At 38.3% G+C, this 19,299-nt stretch carries 19 protein-coding genes and 1 other annotated feature; of the genes, 9 read left to right on the forward strand and 10 right to left on the reverse strand.

Features of this window, described 5'->3' with window-relative positions; all coding sequences use genetic code 11:
- The first annotated feature begins 114 nt into the window (after nt 1-114).
- A complete protein-coding gene (locus AEA09_RS01080) occupies nt 115-903 on the forward strand; it encodes an HAD family hydrolase (protein ID WP_053582076.1) in 789 nt (262 codons plus the stop codon).
- Between the two features lie 110 nt (nt 904-1,013).
- Here AEA09_RS01080 and serA read toward each other — a convergent pair whose 3' ends face one another.
- Nucleotides 1,014-2,627, reverse strand: a complete 1,614-nt coding sequence (gene serA / locus AEA09_RS01085; protein WP_053582077.1) for a phosphoglycerate dehydrogenase — start codon at nt 2,625-2,627, stop codon at nt 1,014-1,016.
- A gap of 90 nt (nt 2,628-2,717) precedes the next feature.
- Nucleotides 2,718-2,963, reverse strand: a binding site (T-box leader).
- A 408-nt stretch (nt 2,964-3,371) separates the two neighbouring features.
- On the opposite strand from serA, the gene AEA09_RS01090 reads away from it, so the two are divergent.
- Nucleotides 3,372-5,021, forward strand: coding sequence for an FAD-binding dehydrogenase (locus AEA09_RS01090; protein ID WP_053582078.1), 1,650 nt, complete (start codon nt 3,372-3,374; stop codon nt 5,019-5,021).
- A 55-nt stretch (nt 5,022-5,076) separates the two neighbouring features.
- Here AEA09_RS01090 and trhO read toward each other — a convergent pair whose 3' ends face one another.
- Nucleotides 5,077-6,048, reverse strand: coding sequence for an oxygen-dependent tRNA uridine(34) hydroxylase TrhO (gene trhO, locus AEA09_RS01095; RefSeq protein WP_053582079.1), 972 nt, complete (start codon nt 6,046-6,048; stop codon nt 5,077-5,079).
- Nucleotides 6,049-6,187: 139 nt separating this feature from the next.
- On the opposite strand from trhO, the gene AEA09_RS01100 reads away from it, so the two are divergent.
- On the forward strand, nt 6,188-6,970 hold the full coding sequence (locus AEA09_RS01100; RefSeq protein WP_053582080.1) for an enoyl-CoA hydratase: 783 nt from the start codon (nt 6,188-6,190) through the stop codon (nt 6,968-6,970).
- Between the two features lie 61 nt (nt 6,971-7,031).
- Here AEA09_RS01100 and AEA09_RS01105 read toward each other — a convergent pair whose 3' ends face one another.
- A complete protein-coding gene (locus AEA09_RS01105; RefSeq protein WP_053582081.1) occupies nt 7,032-7,217 on the reverse strand; it encodes a YhzD family protein in 186 nt (61 codons plus the stop codon).
- A 216-nt stretch (nt 7,218-7,433) separates the two neighbouring features.
- On the opposite strand from AEA09_RS01105, the gene AEA09_RS01110 reads away from it, so the two are divergent.
- Genes AEA09_RS01110 through yhaM form a run of 3 tightly spaced genes read left to right on the forward strand, consistent with a single transcriptional unit; the run spans nt 7,434 to nt 12,486 of the window.
- Nucleotides 7,434-8,651, forward strand: a complete 1,218-nt coding sequence (locus tag AEA09_RS01110; protein WP_053582082.1) for a metallophosphoesterase family protein — start codon at nt 7,434-7,436, stop codon at nt 8,649-8,651.
- Nucleotides 8,652-8,659: 8 nt separating this feature from the next.
- Nucleotides 8,660-11,551 (forward strand): ATP-binding protein, encoded by a 2,892-nt coding sequence (locus AEA09_RS01115; RefSeq protein WP_053582083.1) that lies wholly within the window; start codon nt 8,660-8,662, stop codon nt 11,549-11,551.
- Nucleotides 11,548-12,486 (forward strand): 3'-5' exoribonuclease YhaM, encoded by a 939-nt coding sequence (gene yhaM / locus AEA09_RS01120; protein WP_053582084.1) that lies wholly within the window; start codon nt 11,548-11,550, stop codon nt 12,484-12,486. Before AEA09_RS01115 ends, yhaM begins: the two co-directional genes overlap by 4 nt.
- Nucleotides 12,487-12,542: 56 nt before the next feature.
- Here the strand turns inward: yhaM and AEA09_RS01125 are convergent, their stop codons facing one another.
- Nucleotides 12,543-13,517 carry a peptidylprolyl isomerase gene (locus AEA09_RS01125; RefSeq protein WP_053582085.1) on the reverse strand — a complete coding sequence of 325 codons (975 nt, stop codon included), beginning with the start codon at nt 13,515-13,517 and terminating at the stop codon, nt 12,543-12,545.
- Between the two features lie 143 nt (nt 13,518-13,660).
- Between AEA09_RS01125 and AEA09_RS19375 the strand changes: the two genes are divergently transcribed.
- Entirely contained in the window at nt 13,661-13,765 is a 105-nt protein-coding gene (locus AEA09_RS19375) for a YjcZ family sporulation protein (RefSeq protein WP_082332520.1), read from the forward strand.
- Nucleotides 13,766-13,825: 60 nt separating this feature from the next.
- Here AEA09_RS19375 and AEA09_RS01130 read toward each other — a convergent pair whose 3' ends face one another.
- The 6 genes from AEA09_RS01130 to AEA09_RS01155 all read right to left on the reverse strand — a co-directional run bounded on the left by AEA09_RS01130 (nt 13,826) and on the right by AEA09_RS01155 (nt 17,105).
- A complete protein-coding gene (locus AEA09_RS01130) occupies nt 13,826-14,011 on the reverse strand; it encodes a hypothetical protein (protein WP_053582086.1) in 186 nt (61 codons plus the stop codon).
- 65 nt (nt 14,012-14,076) lie between these two features.
- Nucleotides 14,077-14,622: a DUF3267 domain-containing protein gene (locus tag AEA09_RS01135; RefSeq protein WP_053582087.1), complete on the reverse strand. Its 546-nt coding sequence runs from the start codon at nt 14,620-14,622 to the stop codon at nt 14,077-14,079.
- Nucleotides 14,623-14,794: 172 nt separating this feature from the next.
- Nucleotides 14,795-15,355, reverse strand: a complete 561-nt coding sequence (locus AEA09_RS01140) for an HTH-type transcriptional regulator Hpr (RefSeq protein ID WP_053582088.1) — start codon at nt 15,353-15,355, stop codon at nt 14,795-14,797.
- Nucleotides 15,356-15,522: 167 nt separating this feature from the next.
- Nucleotides 15,523-15,909 (reverse strand): YtxH domain-containing protein, encoded by a 387-nt coding sequence (locus AEA09_RS01145; RefSeq protein WP_053582089.1) that lies wholly within the window; start codon nt 15,907-15,909, stop codon nt 15,523-15,525.
- Between the two features lie 122 nt (nt 15,910-16,031).
- A complete protein-coding gene (locus tag AEA09_RS01150) occupies nt 16,032-16,565 on the reverse strand; it encodes a tryptophan transporter (RefSeq protein WP_053582090.1) in 534 nt (177 codons plus the stop codon).
- Nucleotides 16,566-16,691: 126 nt separating this feature from the next.
- Nucleotides 16,692-17,105, reverse strand: a complete 414-nt coding sequence (locus AEA09_RS01155) for an HIT family protein (RefSeq protein ID WP_053582091.1) — start codon at nt 17,103-17,105, stop codon at nt 16,692-16,694.
- A 254-nt stretch (nt 17,106-17,359) separates the two neighbouring features.
- Between AEA09_RS01155 and AEA09_RS01160 the strand changes: the two genes are divergently transcribed.
- Together AEA09_RS01160 and AEA09_RS01165 are read left to right on the forward strand one after the other, a co-directional pair.
- A complete protein-coding gene (locus tag AEA09_RS01160) occupies nt 17,360-18,100 on the forward strand; it encodes an ABC transporter ATP-binding protein (protein WP_053582092.1) in 741 nt (246 codons plus the stop codon).
- A complete protein-coding gene (locus AEA09_RS01165) occupies nt 18,093-19,277 on the forward strand; it encodes an ABC transporter permease (protein ID WP_053582093.1) in 1,185 nt (394 codons plus the stop codon). The genes AEA09_RS01160 and AEA09_RS01165 overlap by 8 nt, the downstream gene beginning before the upstream one ends.
- Nucleotides 19,278-19,299: the final 22 nt, after the last annotated feature.

Genomic DNA, 19,299 nt, shown 5'->3' on the forward strand with positions numbered 1-19,299 from the left:
TGGAAAGTTTAACTTAAAAGAACATGTACAAAAAGCAATGCTAGCAATTTTGAAAGTATGCTAAAATAGAAGAAATGGACGTTTTTTATCCAACATAAACTAGGAGATGAAGACATGTCAATTAACACAATTATTTTTGACCTAGACGATACACTATTATGGGATAAACAATCAGTAAAAACAGCATTTGAAAAAACATGCGAATACGCTGCAACAATACATACGCTAGATCCAGCTGAATTAGAAGAAGCGGTGCGTAAAGAAGCACGTACACTTTATGAAGGCTACGAAACATATGATTATACAGTATTAATTGGTATCAACCCGTTTGAAGGTTTATGGGGCACATTTGACGATCCAACAGATTCCTTCCAAAAAATGAAGGAAATCGTACCAGGTTATAGAACTGCAACTTGGACAAAGGGCTTAGCGGCACTTGCTATTGATGATGCTAACTTAGGGGCAGAGCTTGGTGAACGCTTTGTCGCTGAGCGTAAAGTGACACCATATCTTTACGAAGATACGATTGCTGTGTTAGATGAGCTTAAAGGCAAGTACCAACTTGTATTACTGACAAATGGTGCACCAAGCCTACAAAATTTAAAGCTTGAAATTACACCTGAAATCGCACCTTATTTCGACCATATCATCATCTCTGGTGATTTTGGTAAAGGCAAACCAGATGCGTCAATTTTTGAGTTTGTCATGGAGAAAGCTGGTATACAAGCAGAGGATGCCATTATGGTAGGTGATAACTTAAATACTGATATTCTAGGGTCATCTCGCGTTGGGATGCGTAATGTGTGGATTAACCGCGAAAATAATGGTCCAAATGGCGTTGTGACACCAACGTATGAAGTCGAGTCATTAACAGAGTTATTAAAGCTTGTGAAAGAGCTTTAACTATAAAATGTTGTAAATAATATTCCAATAAAATAGCGTACTTGCCAATGTTGGCGAGTACGCTGTTTTTATTATAAAACTGAACAAAAAAGAAATATTACTTATATTTTTTATAGATTGATCGCTTTTACTTCATCGATGTTTTCAAGTTGCCCAACGAATGTTAGATCTTCATCTTTCACTACGTTATCCACTGTAAGCATCATAACAGCTGTTCCGCCTACTTGCGCACGGCCAACTTGCATTGTTGCGATGTTGATGTTTTTTTCCGCTAGTTTTGTTGCTACGCGACCGATTGCACCTGGTTTGTCAGTGTTTTTAATGTAAAGAAGGTGGCCTTCAGGTACTACGTCTACAACATAGTTTTCAACTTTCACGATACGCGCGCCAAGGCCATTTAATAATGTACCTGCAACGGTATGTGTTTCGTTAGCAGTTTTCACTTCAATTGTAATTAAGCTAGTGAAACCTTTTGCAGTAGTTGTTTTATGTTCGTTAATTTTCATGCCGATACGTTCAGATAAATAACGAGCATTTACGTCATTTACGTGGTTACCGTGGTTTTTAGATAGTAACCCTTTCAGTGCATTAGAAGTTAAAGGACGCACATCGTAGTTTGCTACTTCACCAGCATAAGATAAGTTGATTTCTTGTACAGGTTCGCCTGTTATTTGAGATAAGAATGAACCAAGTTTTTCAGCTAACTCGAAGAAAGGTTCTACTTGTGCAAGTAGTTCTTTCGGGATTGAAGGCATGTTAACTGGGTTTGTCACGGTACCTGTTTTGTAGAATTTAATGATGTCATTTGATACGTCAACAGCTACAGACTCTTGTGCTTCAATTGTAGATGCACCTAAGTGAGGTGTTGCGATCACTTGTGGTAAAGTTAGTAATTTATGATCTGTTGCTGGTTCAGAAATAAATACGTCAAGAGCTGCCCCTGCTACTTTACCTTCCACGATTGCATCATATAAATCGTCTTCATTGATGATGCCGCCGCGTGCACAGTTAATGATACGTACGCCGTCTTTCATCATTGCAAATTTATCTTTGTTAATCAGGTTACGTGTTTCAGGAAGTAACGGTGTATGCACTGTGATGAAATCAGCTGCTGCACAAATTTCTTCTACTGTCGCTTTTGTTACGCCTAATTCTTTTGCGCGTTCTTCCGTTAAAAATGGATCATAAGCCATCACGTTCATACGTTGACCTTTTGCACGGTAAGCTACTTCAACGCCGATTCGACCGAAGCCAACAACACCTAATGTTTTGTTTTTAAGCTCAACGCCAACGTAAGATTTGCGGTCCCATTTACCATTTTTAAGTGTATTGAACGCTTGTGGAATGTGACGAGCAAGAGAAGTCATCATTGCAATTGTGTGTTCAGCAGCAGAGTTTGTATTACCATCTGGTGCGTTTACTACGATAATACCATGTTCAGTTGCAGCTGCAAGGTCGATGTTATCAACACCAACACCAGCACGACCAATCAATTTCAAGCTTTTTGCAGCCTCGATTACTTCACGTGTTACTGTTGTTTGGCTACGTACCAAAAGTACATCCACGTCAGCAATTTTGGCCATTAATGCTTCAGGTGTAAGACCTGTGTCGATAATAACATTTAAGTCTAAGTCTTTTTCTTGGCGAAGAGGGAAAATACCATCTTCACTTAGTGGATCAGCGATAAATACGTTAATTGTTTTTGTAGCAGTAATAGTAGTCATTAGTAATTAGCCCCTTTTAAGTAACTTATTGTGTTATTTTTAAAACAAAATAAAAAGCCTTTCGCGCCTTACAAACACAATGATTGTGTCGTAAGGGGCGAAAGGCTAAATAATCTTGGTTCGCGGTACCACCCTTAATCACTGCCCGAAAAATAAAATAATTCAGTACAGTCTTGGCTATATGCGTAACGTGCATGTGACGGACAAGCATACTTGGGAATTTTTCAGCTTATCTATTCGGGAGTGGAACTACATCGTAGAAATCACTGATTTACACCAACCATCAGCTCTCTTTGGATTTCCTTGCGACTAGTGTGTCTCCGTCACTATATTTTCGTGTGATTAAATTTGATACCATCATAATCCCTATTGTTCACCTTTGTCAACAATATTTCTGAAAAATATAAAAAACACTGACTTCAAAAGTTGTGAAAACGTTAAAATACGAACATTTACATATTTTTAAATACAATCATTCGTCTTTGTGGAGGGTACAATGTAAGCGCTAACGGTAAGTGTCAAGACAGATAGTATAGGTGTTCTATGCGTATTTTTTCATGAAATACATGCAGTAGACTAGTAGTGCAAATTAAACGTTTTAAATAATAATCTGATCTTTTTTTAGAAAAATACGAACGTTTTTTCATTGTCTTATTTTTGTCAATTTTCAGGTATTACTGGAAGGGAAAGCATCGACACAGACAGAATGTAAATAAGGTAGGGAAGATTTTTGGGGGTGTGTTGATGAAATACGATGTTGCTATTGTTGGTGCAGGGCTAGCAGGTTTAGTTGCTGCTTGTGAATTAGTAGATGCTAAGAAGAGGGTACTTTTAGTAGAGCAAGAATCTGAGAATTCGATCGGAGGACAAGCTTTCTGGTCATTTGGCGGTTTGTTTTTAGTGGATTCCCCAGAACAGCGCAGACTAGGTATTAAGGATAGTAAGGAATTAGCATGGCAAGATTGGCTTGGAACTGCTGGATTCGATCGACTAGAAGATGAGGATTCTTGGGCGATGAAATGGGCGAGAGCATATGTCGATTTTGCGGCAGGTGAAAAATACGAGTGGTTAAAATCTTTCGGCATTAAATTTTTTCCGGTAGTTGGTTGGGCGGAAAGAGGAGGTTCATTAGCGGGAGGCCACGGTAATTCAGTTCCCCGTTTTCATATTGTATGGGGGACAGGTCCGGGAATTATTAAGCCATTTGTAGATAAAGTAAAAAAAGCGATAGAAGCGGGTTTTATTGATTTTAAGCCGAGGCACCGCGTCGATGAATTTATGCAGCAAGAAGGACGTATTACAGGGATAAGTGGGACGGTTTTAGCTGAAAGCTTTGCACAGCGCGGAGAAAAAAGTTCTCGTATCGGTGTTGGGGAATTCTTGTACTTTGCAGATGCAGTCGTTGTGGCAAGTGGTGGAATTGGAGCTAATTTAGATTTAGTGCGAAAAAATTGGCCAGAACGACTCGGAACACCCCCGAAAAACATGGTATCTGGTGTCCCGGCTTATGTCGATGGTCGAATGTTAGAGATTACGGAAGACATTGGTGGACGTGTCGTCAATCGTGATCGTATGTGGCACTATACAGAAGGATTAAAAAACTGGGATCCGATTTGGCCAAATCACGGGATTCGCATATTACCAGGGCCATCATCTTTATGGTTTGATGCAGAAGGTAACCGCTTCGAAGCGCCAAATTTCCCTGGTTTCGATACATTAAGTACGTTAGAAGCCATTCAAAAAACAGGTTATGACTATTCGTGGTTTATTTTGACTGAGAAGATTATTGAAAAAGAATTTGCTTTATCGGGATCGGAGCAAAATCCTGATTTAACTAATAAAAGTATTCGTCAAGTGCTAAAGCGTGTGTTACCGGGTCCACCTGCGCCGATTCAAGCTTTTAAAGAGCACGGAGAGGATTTTGTCATTGCGCATGATTTAAAGGAATTAGTTAATGGCATGAACAAGCTTGCAGGCAATCAGTTACTTGATTTTATGAAAATTAAGGAGCAAATTTTGGCTCGTGACCGTGAAATGGACAATAAATTCACAAAAGATTTACAAGTAACGGCAATTCACGGAGCAAGAAACTATATAGGCGATAAAATAGTCCGTGTAGCCAAGCCACATAAAATCTTGGATACGAAAAACTGGCCACTCATTGCAGTGCGATTAAACATATTAACACGTAAAACGCTAGGTGGTTTGCAGACGAATTTAGATGGTGCAGTATTAGGTACGGACGGAGAGCCGATTCCCGGACTTTTTGCCGCAGGTGAAGTAAGTGGATTTGGTGGTGGTGGAGTTCACGGCTATCGTGCCTTAGAGGGAACCTTTGTTGGGGGTTGTTTGTTTAGTGGACGACAAGTGGGACGTTATTTAGGAAGAAGTTAATACTGCAATAATAAATGCGCATGCCGTTAATTTTGGCAAGCGCATTTTAAATATATTAGACTATAGCTTTTTTACATTCGTGGATTATCGCGATTTGTTCTTCTACTTGCTCTGCAGTCCATTCATTTTCCGCTACAAAGAAGTTACGTTTGGCACGGCGGCAATCGTCCGAGCAGCTACGCATATAAAATGCTTCGTGTTTTTCTTCACACAGCATTAATTTATGACATTCAGGGTTGGCACAGTTTGTGTAACGCTCTGTTGGCTCACCCGTGAAAAAGTCTTTGCCGACAATTACGTGTTCTACTTGGTTGATAGGCACAGCACGACGACGATCAAAGACGAACATTTGGCCGTCCCACAATTGACCCTTAGCTTCTGGATCTTTCGCGTACGTTGCAATACCGCCGTGTAATTGACCAACACTCTCACCGTATCCCTCACGCTTTAGCCAGCCAGAGAATTTCTCACAACGAATCCCACCCGTGCAATACGTTAAAATTTGCTTGCCTTCGAAATCAGCTTTATGTTCTTCCATCCAATCGGGTAAATCACGAAAGGTTTCAATATCAGGGCGTATTGCACCACGGAAATGACCTAAATCGAATTCATAGTCGTTACGCGCATCAATCACAACCGTGTTGTCTTCTTGCATTCGTGTCATGAATTCCTTTGGTGATAAATAATCGCCAGTAATTTCTAAAGGATTAATATCATTTTCTAAACCAAGGTGCACGATTTCATGGCGTGGTCGTACATGCATTTTTTTGAAGGTATGCCCTTCTACCACGTCGATTTTCCACATGATATCCTTAAAGCGAGCATCAGCTTTCATATGGTTCATGTAAGTTTCAGTTTGAGCAGTTGTACCTGAAACCGTACCATTAATACCTTCAGAGCCGACTAAAATGCGGCCAAGTAGCCCAATTTCTTCACAAACTGCATAATGCTCAGCTGCAAAGGTAACGGGATCTTCAATGGCAATATATTTATAAAAAAGTAATACACGATAATCTTTTTGTGTCACGATGATTTACCACCTTTAATTCAATATTCGTCATTTAATATAGCATAATTAGGTCTATTTTGAGTAGGAAAGAAGGGATTTTCGAAAAAGGCACGAATAGTACATAGTGAATGACTATTCATTTATGGGGGTGTAGGAAATGGAATTTACTACAATTAAACTAGAAAAATTAGAGCGCCGTGCTACGTTAACGCTCAATCGACCGGCGTCCATGAATGCCATGGATACGGTGATGATGGAAGAACTTGCGCAGTGCTTTGAAGCATTGCAACATGAAACAGACATTCAGATCCTCGTTATTCGCGGAGAAGGAAAGGTCTTTTCAGCAGGTGGAGATATTAAGGCAATGGTAGACCCGAATCAGCCTATGGATATTAATGCGGCAATGGTGTGTCTAACACGTATTGTGAAGGCCTATTATCAACTACCGATGATTGTGATTGCAGCAGTACACGGTGCGTCAGCGGGCTTAGGATTTAGTTTAGCTCTAGGTGCCGATATTGTGGTTGCTTGTGAAAATAGTAAACTTGCGATGAATTTTATCGGTATTGGTTTAATTCCTGATGGTGGCGGCCATTTCTTTATGAAGGAACGGGTTGGCAATGTGAAGGCAAAGCAAATAATTTGGGAAGGAAAAGTCCTGTCAGCAAGAGAAGCACAAGAGGTGGGTTTAATTGACTATGTAGCACCAGATGGCACAGTGTTTGCCATGGCGGACCAGCTTGTTGGTAAAATTCTAGCTTCACCGATTGCAGCGATGATTACGACAAAAAAGATTCTGCACACGCAGAACTTACCAATATTAGAAAGTATTTTAGCAATGGAGGCAGCAGGGCAATCGGCGATGCGTAAAACAACAGATCACTTAGAAGGTATTCAAGCTTTTGTTGGAAAGAGAACCCCTGTTTTTTCAGGGAAATAAGGTAAATAAAAATGCGCGTAGCTCAATTGAGTACGCGCATTTAATTATTCCGCAAGTAATTTTAAACGTGGAATAAAATTAATTTGCCTGAAGCATTCACAAGGCGATGTGTTTTTTCAGCGACACCTTTTTCTTCGATTTGCTGTTGACCATTTTGCTTTGCGGTTGCATCGTTTTCAAATGTCCAAGTTTCGTCGAACAAGGTTTCCCCAGTCTTTTCAAAAGCAGTAAAACGGTAATTCTCCATATAAACCCCACCCTTTGATTGAAGATATTTCTATTATACATAGAAGAATTATAAACTTCACTGCAAAACTAAAGAATATTTTGATAATTTATAAAAAATAAGGATATATTATTGCAACCACTATGGAAAATGTTGCTTGAATTTATTTTTAATCTGAAACTATCTATGATAAAATAAGAACAAATATTCGCTTTTGAAATTATTTGAGGTGATTGGATGTCAACAATTCGTTTTTTCCATATGGCAGATTTACATTTAGATAGTCCGTTTAAGGGCTTATTTGGCTTACCTGAGGATAAACTGAAAAAAATTCGTGAAAGTACATTTGAAGCTTTTGACAAAATTATTCACAAGGCAGTTAAAGAAAAACCTGATTTTCTCTTAATTGTAGGGGATATTTATGACGGTGAAAATCGTAGTTTACAGGCGCAACGCCGCTTCCAGACAGCAATGGAAACATTGTTTCATCATAACATTCCCGTTATTTTAAGCTACGGTAATCATGATCATTTAAGTGGTTCGTGGACACGTTTCGCACTGCCTAGTAATGTGTATGAATTACCTGTAGACACAAGTATAGTGCAACTGAAAATTCGGGGGCAGCAGGTAAATGTATATGGCTTTAGCTACGGGGAGCGTCATGTGAAAACATCGATGATGGATACTTATCCAGTAGCACAGGACTCACATGCCATTCACATCGGCATGCTGCATGGTAGTGAATCGAGTGATGCAACACATGCTGTTTATGCACCATTTAAAAAGGAGCAGTTACTCGAAAAAAATTATCATTACTGGGCGCTAGGGCATATTCATAAACGCCAGCTTTTACAGCAGAGTCCTCCGATAGTCTATCCGGGGAATATTCAAAGTCGCCATCGTAAAGAACAAGGTATCAAAGGATTTTACGATGTGACATTATCACAAACTGATGTGGAATTAACATTTGTACCAACTTCAGCAGTTGTGTATAACACGATAGAGGTGGATTGCAGCGATGTTTTACATGCCAATGAATTACTGACAAAATGTGAAGAGGCCTTAGCGATAAATCGTCAGGAGTACGGTGCCTCGGTTGTAGAACTTCAATTAAATAATATTGACGAGCAGGCAGAAACACTTTTTGAGCATGCTTCAGTAGAAGCATGGCTTGAAACAATTCGTGAGGCGGAAGAACGTGTTGAACCGATGTGCTGGGTACAAAAGTTATCGGTAGCTAAATCGACCACCACTACTTATGAGCCTACGGTGGCTACAGAATCTGTGATCAATTTAATAGAGCAATGGGGCATGCCTGAGTGGAAAGATATTTTGAAGGATTTATATCAGCATGCGGGTGGTGCACGTTTTATAGAGCCATTAACAGAACAAGACATTGAGCATTTAAAAATCAACACGCAAGCATTGTTAGTAGACGAAATTCAAAGGGCGTGAATAGGCACATGCTATCAATTAAAAAAATCCAAATTTACGGCTTTGGGAAGCATGAAGATGTTACGATTTCCTTGCACAATAATGTCACCATTTTTTATGGCATGAATGAAGCGGGGAAAACGACGATTCAGCAATTTATTTTACAGATGCTTTTTGGCTTTCCAACCAAGCAGCAGACACAGCAAAAATACGAGCCGAAAACGTCGACGAAATTTGGAGGACAGCTTACAGTTAGCCACCCGATATACGGCGAATGTACGATTGAACGTGTCAAAGGAAAAGCTGCTGGTGATGTTACAGTTTATTGTGAGGATGGTACAAAGGGACATGATGAACTATTAACCAAATTATTGTACGGCTATTCAAGAGCATCGTTTGAAGCAGTCTTTGCGTTTTCCATTCACGAATTACAAGGCATTGAAAAAATGTCAGAGGAAGAACTAACACATTTATTGCTTGCATCTGGTACGACGGGCGTTCATCGGTTATCGGTCCTTGAAAAGAAATTAGAAAAAGATGCGGGGGAACTATTTAAAAAGTCTGGTAAGCTACCGCAAATTAATCAAAAAATCGAGCAGATTAAACAACTCGAAAAGAAAATCAAGCAAGAGCAAGCTGCGATTAATACATTTGAAGAAAAGTCACTTAAATTACAGCAACTCGGGCAAAGACTTGATGATTTATATGGACAACAACAAGTACAACAACAGGACTGGCAACAACTTACTGTAATAAAGCAAGCAATGCCTCTAATCGAAAAACAAAAGACGTTACAACACACATTGAAAAATTATACTCAAAGTCATTTCCCTGCTGAAGGGATTAGACGATACGAGCAATTAAAGGATCGCTTGACGCACGAAACGTTACAGGTCACACAGTTAAAAGAGCAGTATCAAGTGTTACAAAATAAGCTACAACAAGCCATTAATGGGCAGTCGATTGATGAGATGGCACGACTTTTGCACTTGGAAGCGTCATGGAATCAACTAATTGTCAAAGAACAAAAATTAACCGATGATCTTTTTTTATGTGAGCAGGATATTGAAGCCCAGTTTCGTTTATTAGGTATACAGGAAAAATCGTCACAGCAAGTACTTCTTGAGAAAACGGTATCTTTACAGCAGGAAGAGCAATATCAAAAGCAATTAGTAGCTTTAAATGATGCAGAGGAAGAACTGAAATTCCATCTTCGTACATTAGAACAAACTCATGAGGAATTAGAAACAATTGCCGGGCAAAAAAAGCAATATACGCATGAGGCATTAACTGCGGATGAAGAACATATTTTAGCACAGTGGCCTCAACAACAGAAAAAGCTAGAGCAATTGCGGCACTCGAGGTCGCAACGATCTAAGCAAAAGCAGCCAGTGTTACTTCTATTCATTGCATTAGTGATGAGCCTTTTGGCTACTATGTACGGTGTGTCGCAAAAGAATATAGCAGTTGCAGTTATTGGTGTAGTGATGGCTATTTTACTGATTTTATTTTTAAAAAATGTAAGAAATGCCGAAGAGATGCCAAAAGAAAATAACGTACGATTATTACGTGAATTAGAGCAACAAGAGAGTATTGTCCAAACCTTGCGCTCGAAAAAACAACGACTTGAAGATCAACAGCATCTTATAAATGAGAAGCAACAAGAAAAAGAGCGGCAATATGCAAAGCTTGAGTATAAAATTCAACAGATAGAACAGGTGATAGCTGAAGCCGTACAATTGCTACAAAGCTTTTTACAGCGTTATAGGGTAGAGGGTACTATTGCAAAGCCTTTATTGCCAGAGTTGTTTATGCGCATTCGAGGGGTCCAGGAGTTAGCAACGAAAAGGACAAGTACAGTAAAGCTTCTCAAAGAAGTACAAACGAAAAAAATGGAACTTTATGAGCAACTCCAGCAGGTGCTAAAAGAGAGCTATAGTGAACAAGAAATTTTTATGCATCTTCGTTCAACGTATCTTGCAGCACAACAAGAACAGCAGACAATGGTACAAACAACAGAGCAACTCTCAAACCTTGCCCAGCAGGTTCAAGAAAGACAGCCACTAATTACAAACTATGAAAATGAAATCGAGCAATTATATACAGTAGCAAATGTGCAAGCAGAAGCCGCTTATTATGAGGCCTATGCTAAATTTGAGCAACATCAACAACTGATAGCTGAGTTGCAAACTGTAGATAGTCAGTTAGCTTCACTGGACGCACTGCATGTATCTGCACCAATTAGTAAGGAACAACTAGATATCAAGACTACAGCAATGGAATTGGCACGTAGCGAGCTACAGCAGCAAATTGATGGATGCTTAGAAGAGCGCGCGGCATTACAAGTGCAAAAAGAGCATTTATTAAACGATGAAAAATACGGTGAGCTTCTACAGCAATTTGAACAGGAAAAAGCGTTGCTACAACAACTTGTAGAGCAATGGGCTGTGCAAAAGGCTTTAGCGACAGCAATTCATCAGTCGTTATTCCAGTTACGTGAAGAAAAATTGCCACATGTTCTTGCACAAGTAGATACGATTTTTAAAATGCTAACAGATGGTCGCTATGAAAAGCTTTCAATCAGTGAGGAAGGGTATTTTGAGGCACAGGCCATCACAGGCTTACGTTATCATGTGGCAGAATTATCGCAGGCGACGAAAGAGCAAGCTTATATTGCGTTACGCATAGCTCTTGCAAAAACCCTTGCAACATCTGCGCCATTTCCGTTTATAATGGATGATCCATTTGTCCATTTTGATCGAAACCGTACAAACAAAATGGTACAATTGATAAAAGAGGTAGGATATAATCGTCAAATTTTATATTTTACTTGCCATGAAACGATGCTCGAGTTTTGGCAAAAAGAGCAAATTGTCGATCTAGGAGCACTAGCAAAGGAAAGGGGAGTGACGTCAACGTGAATGGAATTACGACGCTCCAAGCAGGAGAACCAGTTGATCAATTTTTACTAATTAAGCAAGCGACTAAAGGGGTTACAACTGTCGGGAAGCCGTTTATGTCACTGTTATTACAAGATAAAAGCGGAGATATCGAGGCGAAGCTATGGGATACGAATGAGGAGCACGAAAAAATGTATCATCCAGAAGCGATTGTACGTGTAGGTGGTGAAATCCATGACTATCGTGGCAAAAACCAATTACGCATTAAGACAATTCGTGTAGCAAAGCCAGAGGAAGGTATTTCTATTAATGACTTAGTACCATCTTCAGCAACACCAAAAGAGCAACTTTATGAGGAATTAAATCAATTCTTCTTCGATATTAAAAACCCAAACATTTCACGCATTACGCGTGCAGCTATCAAAAAACATCAAGATGCGATTTTAGTTTTCCCAGCTGCAACGAAAAATCATCATGATTACGCATCCGGATTACTTGATCATATGGTATCGATGTTAAAGCTAGGGAAGGCGATTGCTGATTTATATCCAACGTTAAATCGTGATTTATTGTATTCGGGTATTATTTTGCATGATATCGGTAAAGTGATTGAATTATCGGGTCCTGTAGCAACTATGTACACAGTAGAAGGTAATTTACTTGGCCATATTACCATTATGGTTAACGAAATTGCCAAAATTGCCAGCGAGTTAGAAATCGAAGGCGAAGAGGTCATGTTGTTGCAACATCTAGTATTGTCGCATCACGGTAAAGAAGAGTGGGGCAGCCCGAAAAAGCCGATGATTCAAGAAGCAGAAATCTTGCATTATATCGATAATATCGATGCGAAGATGAATATGCTCACTCGTGCGCTCGGTAAAACATCACCAGGAGAATTTACAGAGCGTCTATTTCCACTGGATAATCGCTCATTTTATAAGCCAAATATCGATTAAAAAAAGGGTTACGCTAGCATTTGCTGGCGTAACCCTTTTTTTATAGAGAATTATAATTATTTAGATTCTGTCTCAGTATCTGCTTCTTTATCAGATTCTTTTTCAGTCTTTTCTGCTGCTTCTTTAGCAGCTTTTTCAGCAGCTGCAGCTTCCTCTTCACTTGTTGTTGTAAGGGAATCTAAAGCAACTTTTAAATCTTTATCAGATGTTTTGAAGTTTGCATCTTTAGCCATTTTCGCGATAATGTCTTTAAGAAGTACTTGAGCTTCTCCAGTTTGTTTTAATTTAGCTACCATGCTTTGACGAATATTGTCTTCCTCGTCTTCGAATGAGCCGACTCCTTCTACATCACGTTTATCAGTGATTTCGATAATATGATAACCGAAGCTAGATTTTACAGGTTCGCTAACTGTGTTTAGTTCAAGCTCATAAGCTGCATCATTGAACTCGTCCACCATAGTACCCACTGAGAACCAACCAAGCTCGCCACCTTTAGATGCTGAGCCAGTATCTGATGAGTACTCTTTTGCTACATCAGCAAATGAAGCGCCACCTTTAATTTTTGCAAGTGCTTCTTTAGCAGTTGCTTCGTCTGCTACTAAAATGTGACGACCATTTAATTCTGTTTTCATTTGCTCATAATATTTTTTTACATCTTCTTCTTTAATAGCTTGGTCTTTTAGAGCTTTTTCTTGAAGGATCTCGACTTTTAAAGATTCTTTAAAGCCTGCTTCTGTTAAGCCACTTTGTGCAAGAGCTTGTGCAAAAGTATCTCCGTATTGTGAAGCGACTGCATCAAAAGCTTCTTTAATTTCGTCATCTTTTACTTCATATTTATCAGCTAATACTTTTTCTGTTACCATTTGTTGTAAAACAATAGGACCTGTTAAAGTTTTTGCTGTTTCATGAAAGTCTGCAACCGAAATATCGCCTACCTTTGAAGTAACTAAAGCTTTGTCGTCAGCGCTACTACAAGCACCAAGCGCTAAAACTGATGCTGCTAATGTTAATGATAAAACTGTCTTTTTCATATTGAGTATTCTCTCCTAACTGTCTTTTCTTGCAATTTTTACTATAACATAAACGATTTAAAAACAAAATGGTTCCCCTTGTGTATCGCCTAAATTTCAAAATCCAGGACGCATAGGATAGAGAAAAGAAGGGGGGTGAGGTTATGAGCAACGGTGGATATGGTGGCGGCGGTCACGGCTCAAGCTTTGCTTTATTAGTCGTGCTATTTATCTTATTAATTATCGTTGGTGCAGCATTCCTGTACTAATTTAAACGATAAAAAGCTAAGGATATCGATATCCTTAGCTTTCTCCTATTAATGGAACAATTATACTGCAAATAAAATTTCTACATAGAATGAAATAAGTAAAATCGTAATAAGTATATTTATTGTTCGGAATATTTTTGGCTGGTTTTCTTCGGGAATTTCACGTCGCATGCAAAGTGCATAGGTCATACGATTAATTTGAAATAAATAGAATACCGAGAATAGAACTACGATTGTTAATAGCAAGTCTATTCCTCCCCTCTTTCAGTACTTATAAGCATATCAAAAATGGTAAACAAAAAACAAGTAGCTTAACTAATTGTTGGTGGGACTAAAATTTCGTAGCCTTTTGGTGTTTCTTCAATTTGTGCTTCTTTTGGTGATTTCCATAAGTATTTCACATAAAGTATATCTATTAAACATAGACCACTATGATACGCTAAAAGTAGTGTGCCGTAATGTGTGTATGCAGGGAGTAGCAATGTCCCTAAAAGTATTAGCGCATTTAAGAAGATAAAGGGCGTTAGTAAAGCAAAAATATAGCGATTTTTTGATATAGGTTCACGAAGACGCATATGGAGTACAGGGATGAAGAAAAATTGAACACGTACGCGTAATGTTAGGTGATGACGTAAATCGTATAATGCTATAAAGTGCATAAATTTATGAACAGGGTATAGTGTTAGTACTGTAATGGCAAACAACGATAAAAAGCGATCCGTAAAATGCTCTTCATGTGTAAGGTTGAGCATTACGTAAGATATCGAAAAGACCGATAAAAAAATACAGACAGCCATTAAGATAATGCGTGTTGTGCCGTAATGATGTTGTATGTTTAAAATTTTCCAGCAATGCATATTGCGATTCAACTCCATAAAGGCAATGTATTATACTAATGTAGAGTGATTTATATAAAAATGCAAGAAAAGGAGATATCTCAAAAGTATTATTAGAGAATAAAATGATTTTTTTCATAAGAAAGGCTGTCCAGTCTATTAAGACATGTTGGACAGCCTGTTTTATATAGTACTAACCTTTTACTGGTGAACGGTGCTCGAGTTTGTCAAAGGAATCACGAAAGTTATGGAATGAACGCTCGAAAATATCGATGAAGTCTTCTCCGTAAATGTTACGAATAACGGCCATGACATCTAAAAATTCTGGGAATCGACCGTATAAGTCTTTTAAAGCTAAAGAACCCTCAAGTACAGAATGATACGTATTATGATAATTGCTATTCATTTCAAGGATAAGATCAATTCCTGATTCTGTTAACTCTACGTACGTATTACGTTTGTCATCATCACGCTTAGAAAATGTCAATAATTCACGTTCCTCTAATTTTTTTGAGAAGTTGAATGCTGTTGAAACGTGCATTACTCCGAACTTTGCCACATCTGAAATAGAAGCGCCTTTTAAATGATAAGAAATCCATAAAATATGATGCTCGTTAATGTTTAAATCGTAGGGTTTAATCCATTGTTGCCAATCTTTTTCAACTGCTTTCCATAAGGCTTTTGATAATTGTGCAATTCTTTGACTATAAAGCATTGCTTCTTTTTGAGTATATAATTCCTCTGACAAAGCCATCACCTACTGCTTTCTTTAACATTTTAGAAATATTATAGCAATAAAGGAAAAGAGTTTAAAGTTAGAAAAATTGAAAAATTGAAACGTGTGTGAAAAATACTCATATTTTCATATTTTTTGATAATAAAATGATTTATTTTATGGTTGTATGAGGTATTTAAGACTATTTATTTTTCAAGGGTATTATTCTTTCTATCGGTAAATTGTGCAATGTTTTTCTCGATTACGCTAATTGAATTCTGTAATGCATCGATTTCTTGTTGCAATTTATTTTGGGTAGGTTCGATTTCTGTTGAAAAGGTATTAATTGACTGTTTTAAATCATTTATTATTTGAGGTATATTATTTTTGGCCTCGCTTCTGAGATTGTTTACAGAATGTTTGACGTTGCTTACTTGCAATTTAACATCTTGGATTTTTTCTTTCGCGCTATCGGTATTGGCTTGTAAATTAGATCGTAATTGTTGTCCTGATTGCGGCGTTGAAAAAAGAACAGCAATTGTTCCACCAACGATTCCAGCTGTTAATCCGATTAAGAATGGTTTTGTTTTCATTGTGAATGCCCTCATTTCTTTATTTGTCATATTATCTTCTATTAAACCATGAATTATCCATTTACAAAACGAAAAAGAAGCTAACCGAGTGATTTTATGTCACGGGTTAGCTTCTTCGTTTGTTATGCCTGTGAAATGGCTGTGTTGAATTTAGAACGTTTCACTAATTTTGTGACAATCGGATAAATAATCATGAATGCTACAACGTTAAATGCTACTGCTGGTAGTACAACACCTACAAATAACATTGCAAACGTTTGACCAACGTTTGCACCAAATACAAATAGTGCAACAGATAAGAATATACTACCCGATAATACTGTTCCTAAACCAACTAATACAGCTGACATTGCGATATTGCTCACAACTTTTTTAAGAATGATGACAGCTACTAAAAATACAAAGCCAGTAACGGCTTTATCGATTATGTTTGGTACCAGGCCTGCTGGGAATGTTGTAAACAAACCAGATAACACACCTGTTGATAAAGACAATAAAAATGTTTCTTTTACTGTAGGGAATAGCAAAATTCCGATAAACATCATCGTTAACATAAAGTCTGGCTTCATGCCATTTACCATACCCGGTGTGACTACGTAAAGTGCAGTGCCGACACCTACTAAAAGAGCCATTAAAACTAAATTTTTCGTATTCATTTCTCATCTCTCCTCGACTATTCTGTCTAATCTTTTTGCCTCCTAACGTGTCCTCTTGACCGTTAGCGAAACTTATTTTTGATTGTACGCTAAAAATTATAGATTGGCAATGTACTATTCTGACAATTAAAGGTGAGCTTTTATGCTCTCTGCTACTTCTACTAACTGTTCAGCAGTATAATTTTGTGTTTGCCAATTTAATGCTAGTCCTTCTTTTTCGTCATAACGCGGAATAAAATGTAAGTGATAGTGGAAAACAGTTTGTCCTGCTGCCTCACCATTATTATTGATTGTATTCATGCCGATTGGGTTGAATGCAGCTTTAATGGCATTTGCCACTTTTGGTGCTGCCGCGTATAAATTGCGCGCTACATCCTCTGGCATTTCAAAAAGGTCCTTGCAATGATGTTTAGGAATTAATAATGTGTGACCTTTTGCGACAGGTGAAATGTCTGTGAAGGCATATACATGGTCGTCTTCATAAACTTTGGTACTTGGAATAGATCCATCAATGATTTTGCAAAATAGGCAATCGCTCATAGTAAAATCCCCCTTATATATAAATTTATCTCGTCCTAACAGATGCTAAGTTCTGTTGCTAGAAATCAGATGGTAAATAAAATTTATATTTTCCATGTGAGGTAAGCGTCTGTATGGGTCCGGATAGTTCAGCTCACCATTAAAAGGAGCAATGTGTCTCCAATAATGGAAGTTTCACTTTATTTTATCATACTCATAACTGAATCATTTGCTAATTTTTGATAAAATATAAACTATGAAGAGGAGTGAATGGCATGTCGGTATTAGAAGTTCAACATGTAACAGGTGGATATACAAGAAAGCCTGTTATTAAAGAGTTATCGTTTACGATTGGAAAAGGAGAACTAGTAGGGTTAATTGGTTTAAATGGCGCAGGGAAAAGTACGACGATTAAGCATATTATCGGCACAATGCTGCCAAAAGAAGGCGACATTCGTTTAAATGGAATAACGCTAAAAGAAAATATGGACAAGTATCGTACAGCTTTTTCGTATATACCAGAAACACCTGTATTGTATGATGAATTGACACTGCGTGAGCATTTACAATTAACAGCGATGGCTTATAACTTAGATGAAGCGACGCTTGCCGCTCGTTCTGAAATCTTATTAAAAGAATTTCGTATGGAGAAACGCCTGAATTGGTTTCCTGCCCATTTTTCTAAAGGGATGCGTCAAAAGGTGATGATTATGTGTGCATTTTTAGTCAATCCAAGTCTTTATATTATTGATGAACCGTTTGTTGGGTTAGACCCACTTGGTATTCAATCTTTACTTGATCAAATGGATGAAAAGAAAAAAGAGGGCGCTTCTATTTTAATGTCGACGCATATATTATCGACAGCTGAAAAACATTGTGATCGTATTATTTTATTGCATGAGGGGCGTGTACGTGCGCAAGGAACGATGACGGATCTACGTACAGCTTTCGGGATGCCTAACGCAACATTAGACGACTTATATATTGCAATGACAAAGGAGCAGGACAATGAATAACTTGCGTGATGTGTGGTCTTCGCGCTTCATGCATTATATAGGTGAAGTGCAAAAGTATATGCAATTTATTTTTACAGGGCATATTGCGATTGTGCTAGTGTTTCTTATTGGTGCAGGGGGCTATCAATATAGTGAATGGCTAAAAGTAGTGTCCACTGATTTTCCTGCGCAGACGATTGTTGCGGTAGTTATTGGAATTATTTTAGCTCTTAGTCGACCAACAACTTTATTACGTGAGCCTGACCAAGTGTATTTACTACCATTGGAATCGAAAATGCCACAGTACTTTAAAAAAGCACTTGCCTGGACGTTTTGGTCTCAGGTGTGGTTAGTGGGAATCGTTTATATCATTAGTATTCCATTGTTAAAAGCTGTTACAACATTAACAATATCCGAAATTTGGGCAATATTTTTCCTAATTGTGGTGCTGAAATATTTGAGTGTACAGGGAGAATTTAGCTATCGATATAGTTCGCGTGGGCATCTTATATGGGGAGACAGATTTATACGTGCCATCATATTTGGACTGGCTGTATATATGGGGCTTCAGGCACAACTTATGTTAGCATTTGCACTGACAGTAATTGCCTGCGCTTATGTGTTCGTATTCCGAAAAAAATGTGCTGGCGAGCCGGTGCCTTATGAGCATTTTGTGAACCTTGAACAAAATCGTATGATGAGCTTTTATCGTTTTGCAAATTATTTTACAGATGTACCACATTTACGTGGAAGCATTCGTCGCCGCGGTTGGCTCGATTGGTTATATAAATCCGTGCCATATGCAAAGGGAAATGCTCAGAAATATTTAGTATTCCGTACATTTGTGCGTACAGATGATCATTTTTATTTATGGGTACGCTTAACAGCCATCTCTGCTGTGATTGTGGCATTCGTTGATATTCCTGTTGTGACATGGATTATTGCTGCCGCATTAAGTTTCGCGACAACGATTCAACTAAAGCAAGCATTATTATCTGGCGGAGACTTCCGTATGGACATGCTATATCCGCAGCCAGAAGACGCTCGGAAGAAAGCTGTACAGCAAATCGTTCGTCTATCGATGATTGTACAAGCTATTATTGTAGGGCTGTGTGGTATTATGCAACCGATGTTCTTTGTAACCATTTTCGTAATTATTATCGTGAGTGAGTTGACTACAAAGATGACAAAGTCGTGAGGCAATAGATAGGCTTACTTGA

The organism is Lysinibacillus contaminans (assembly GCF_001278945.1).
In the GTDB taxonomy this organism is placed as follows: domain Bacteria; phylum Bacillota; class Bacilli; order Bacillales_A; family Planococcaceae; genus Lysinibacillus; species Lysinibacillus contaminans.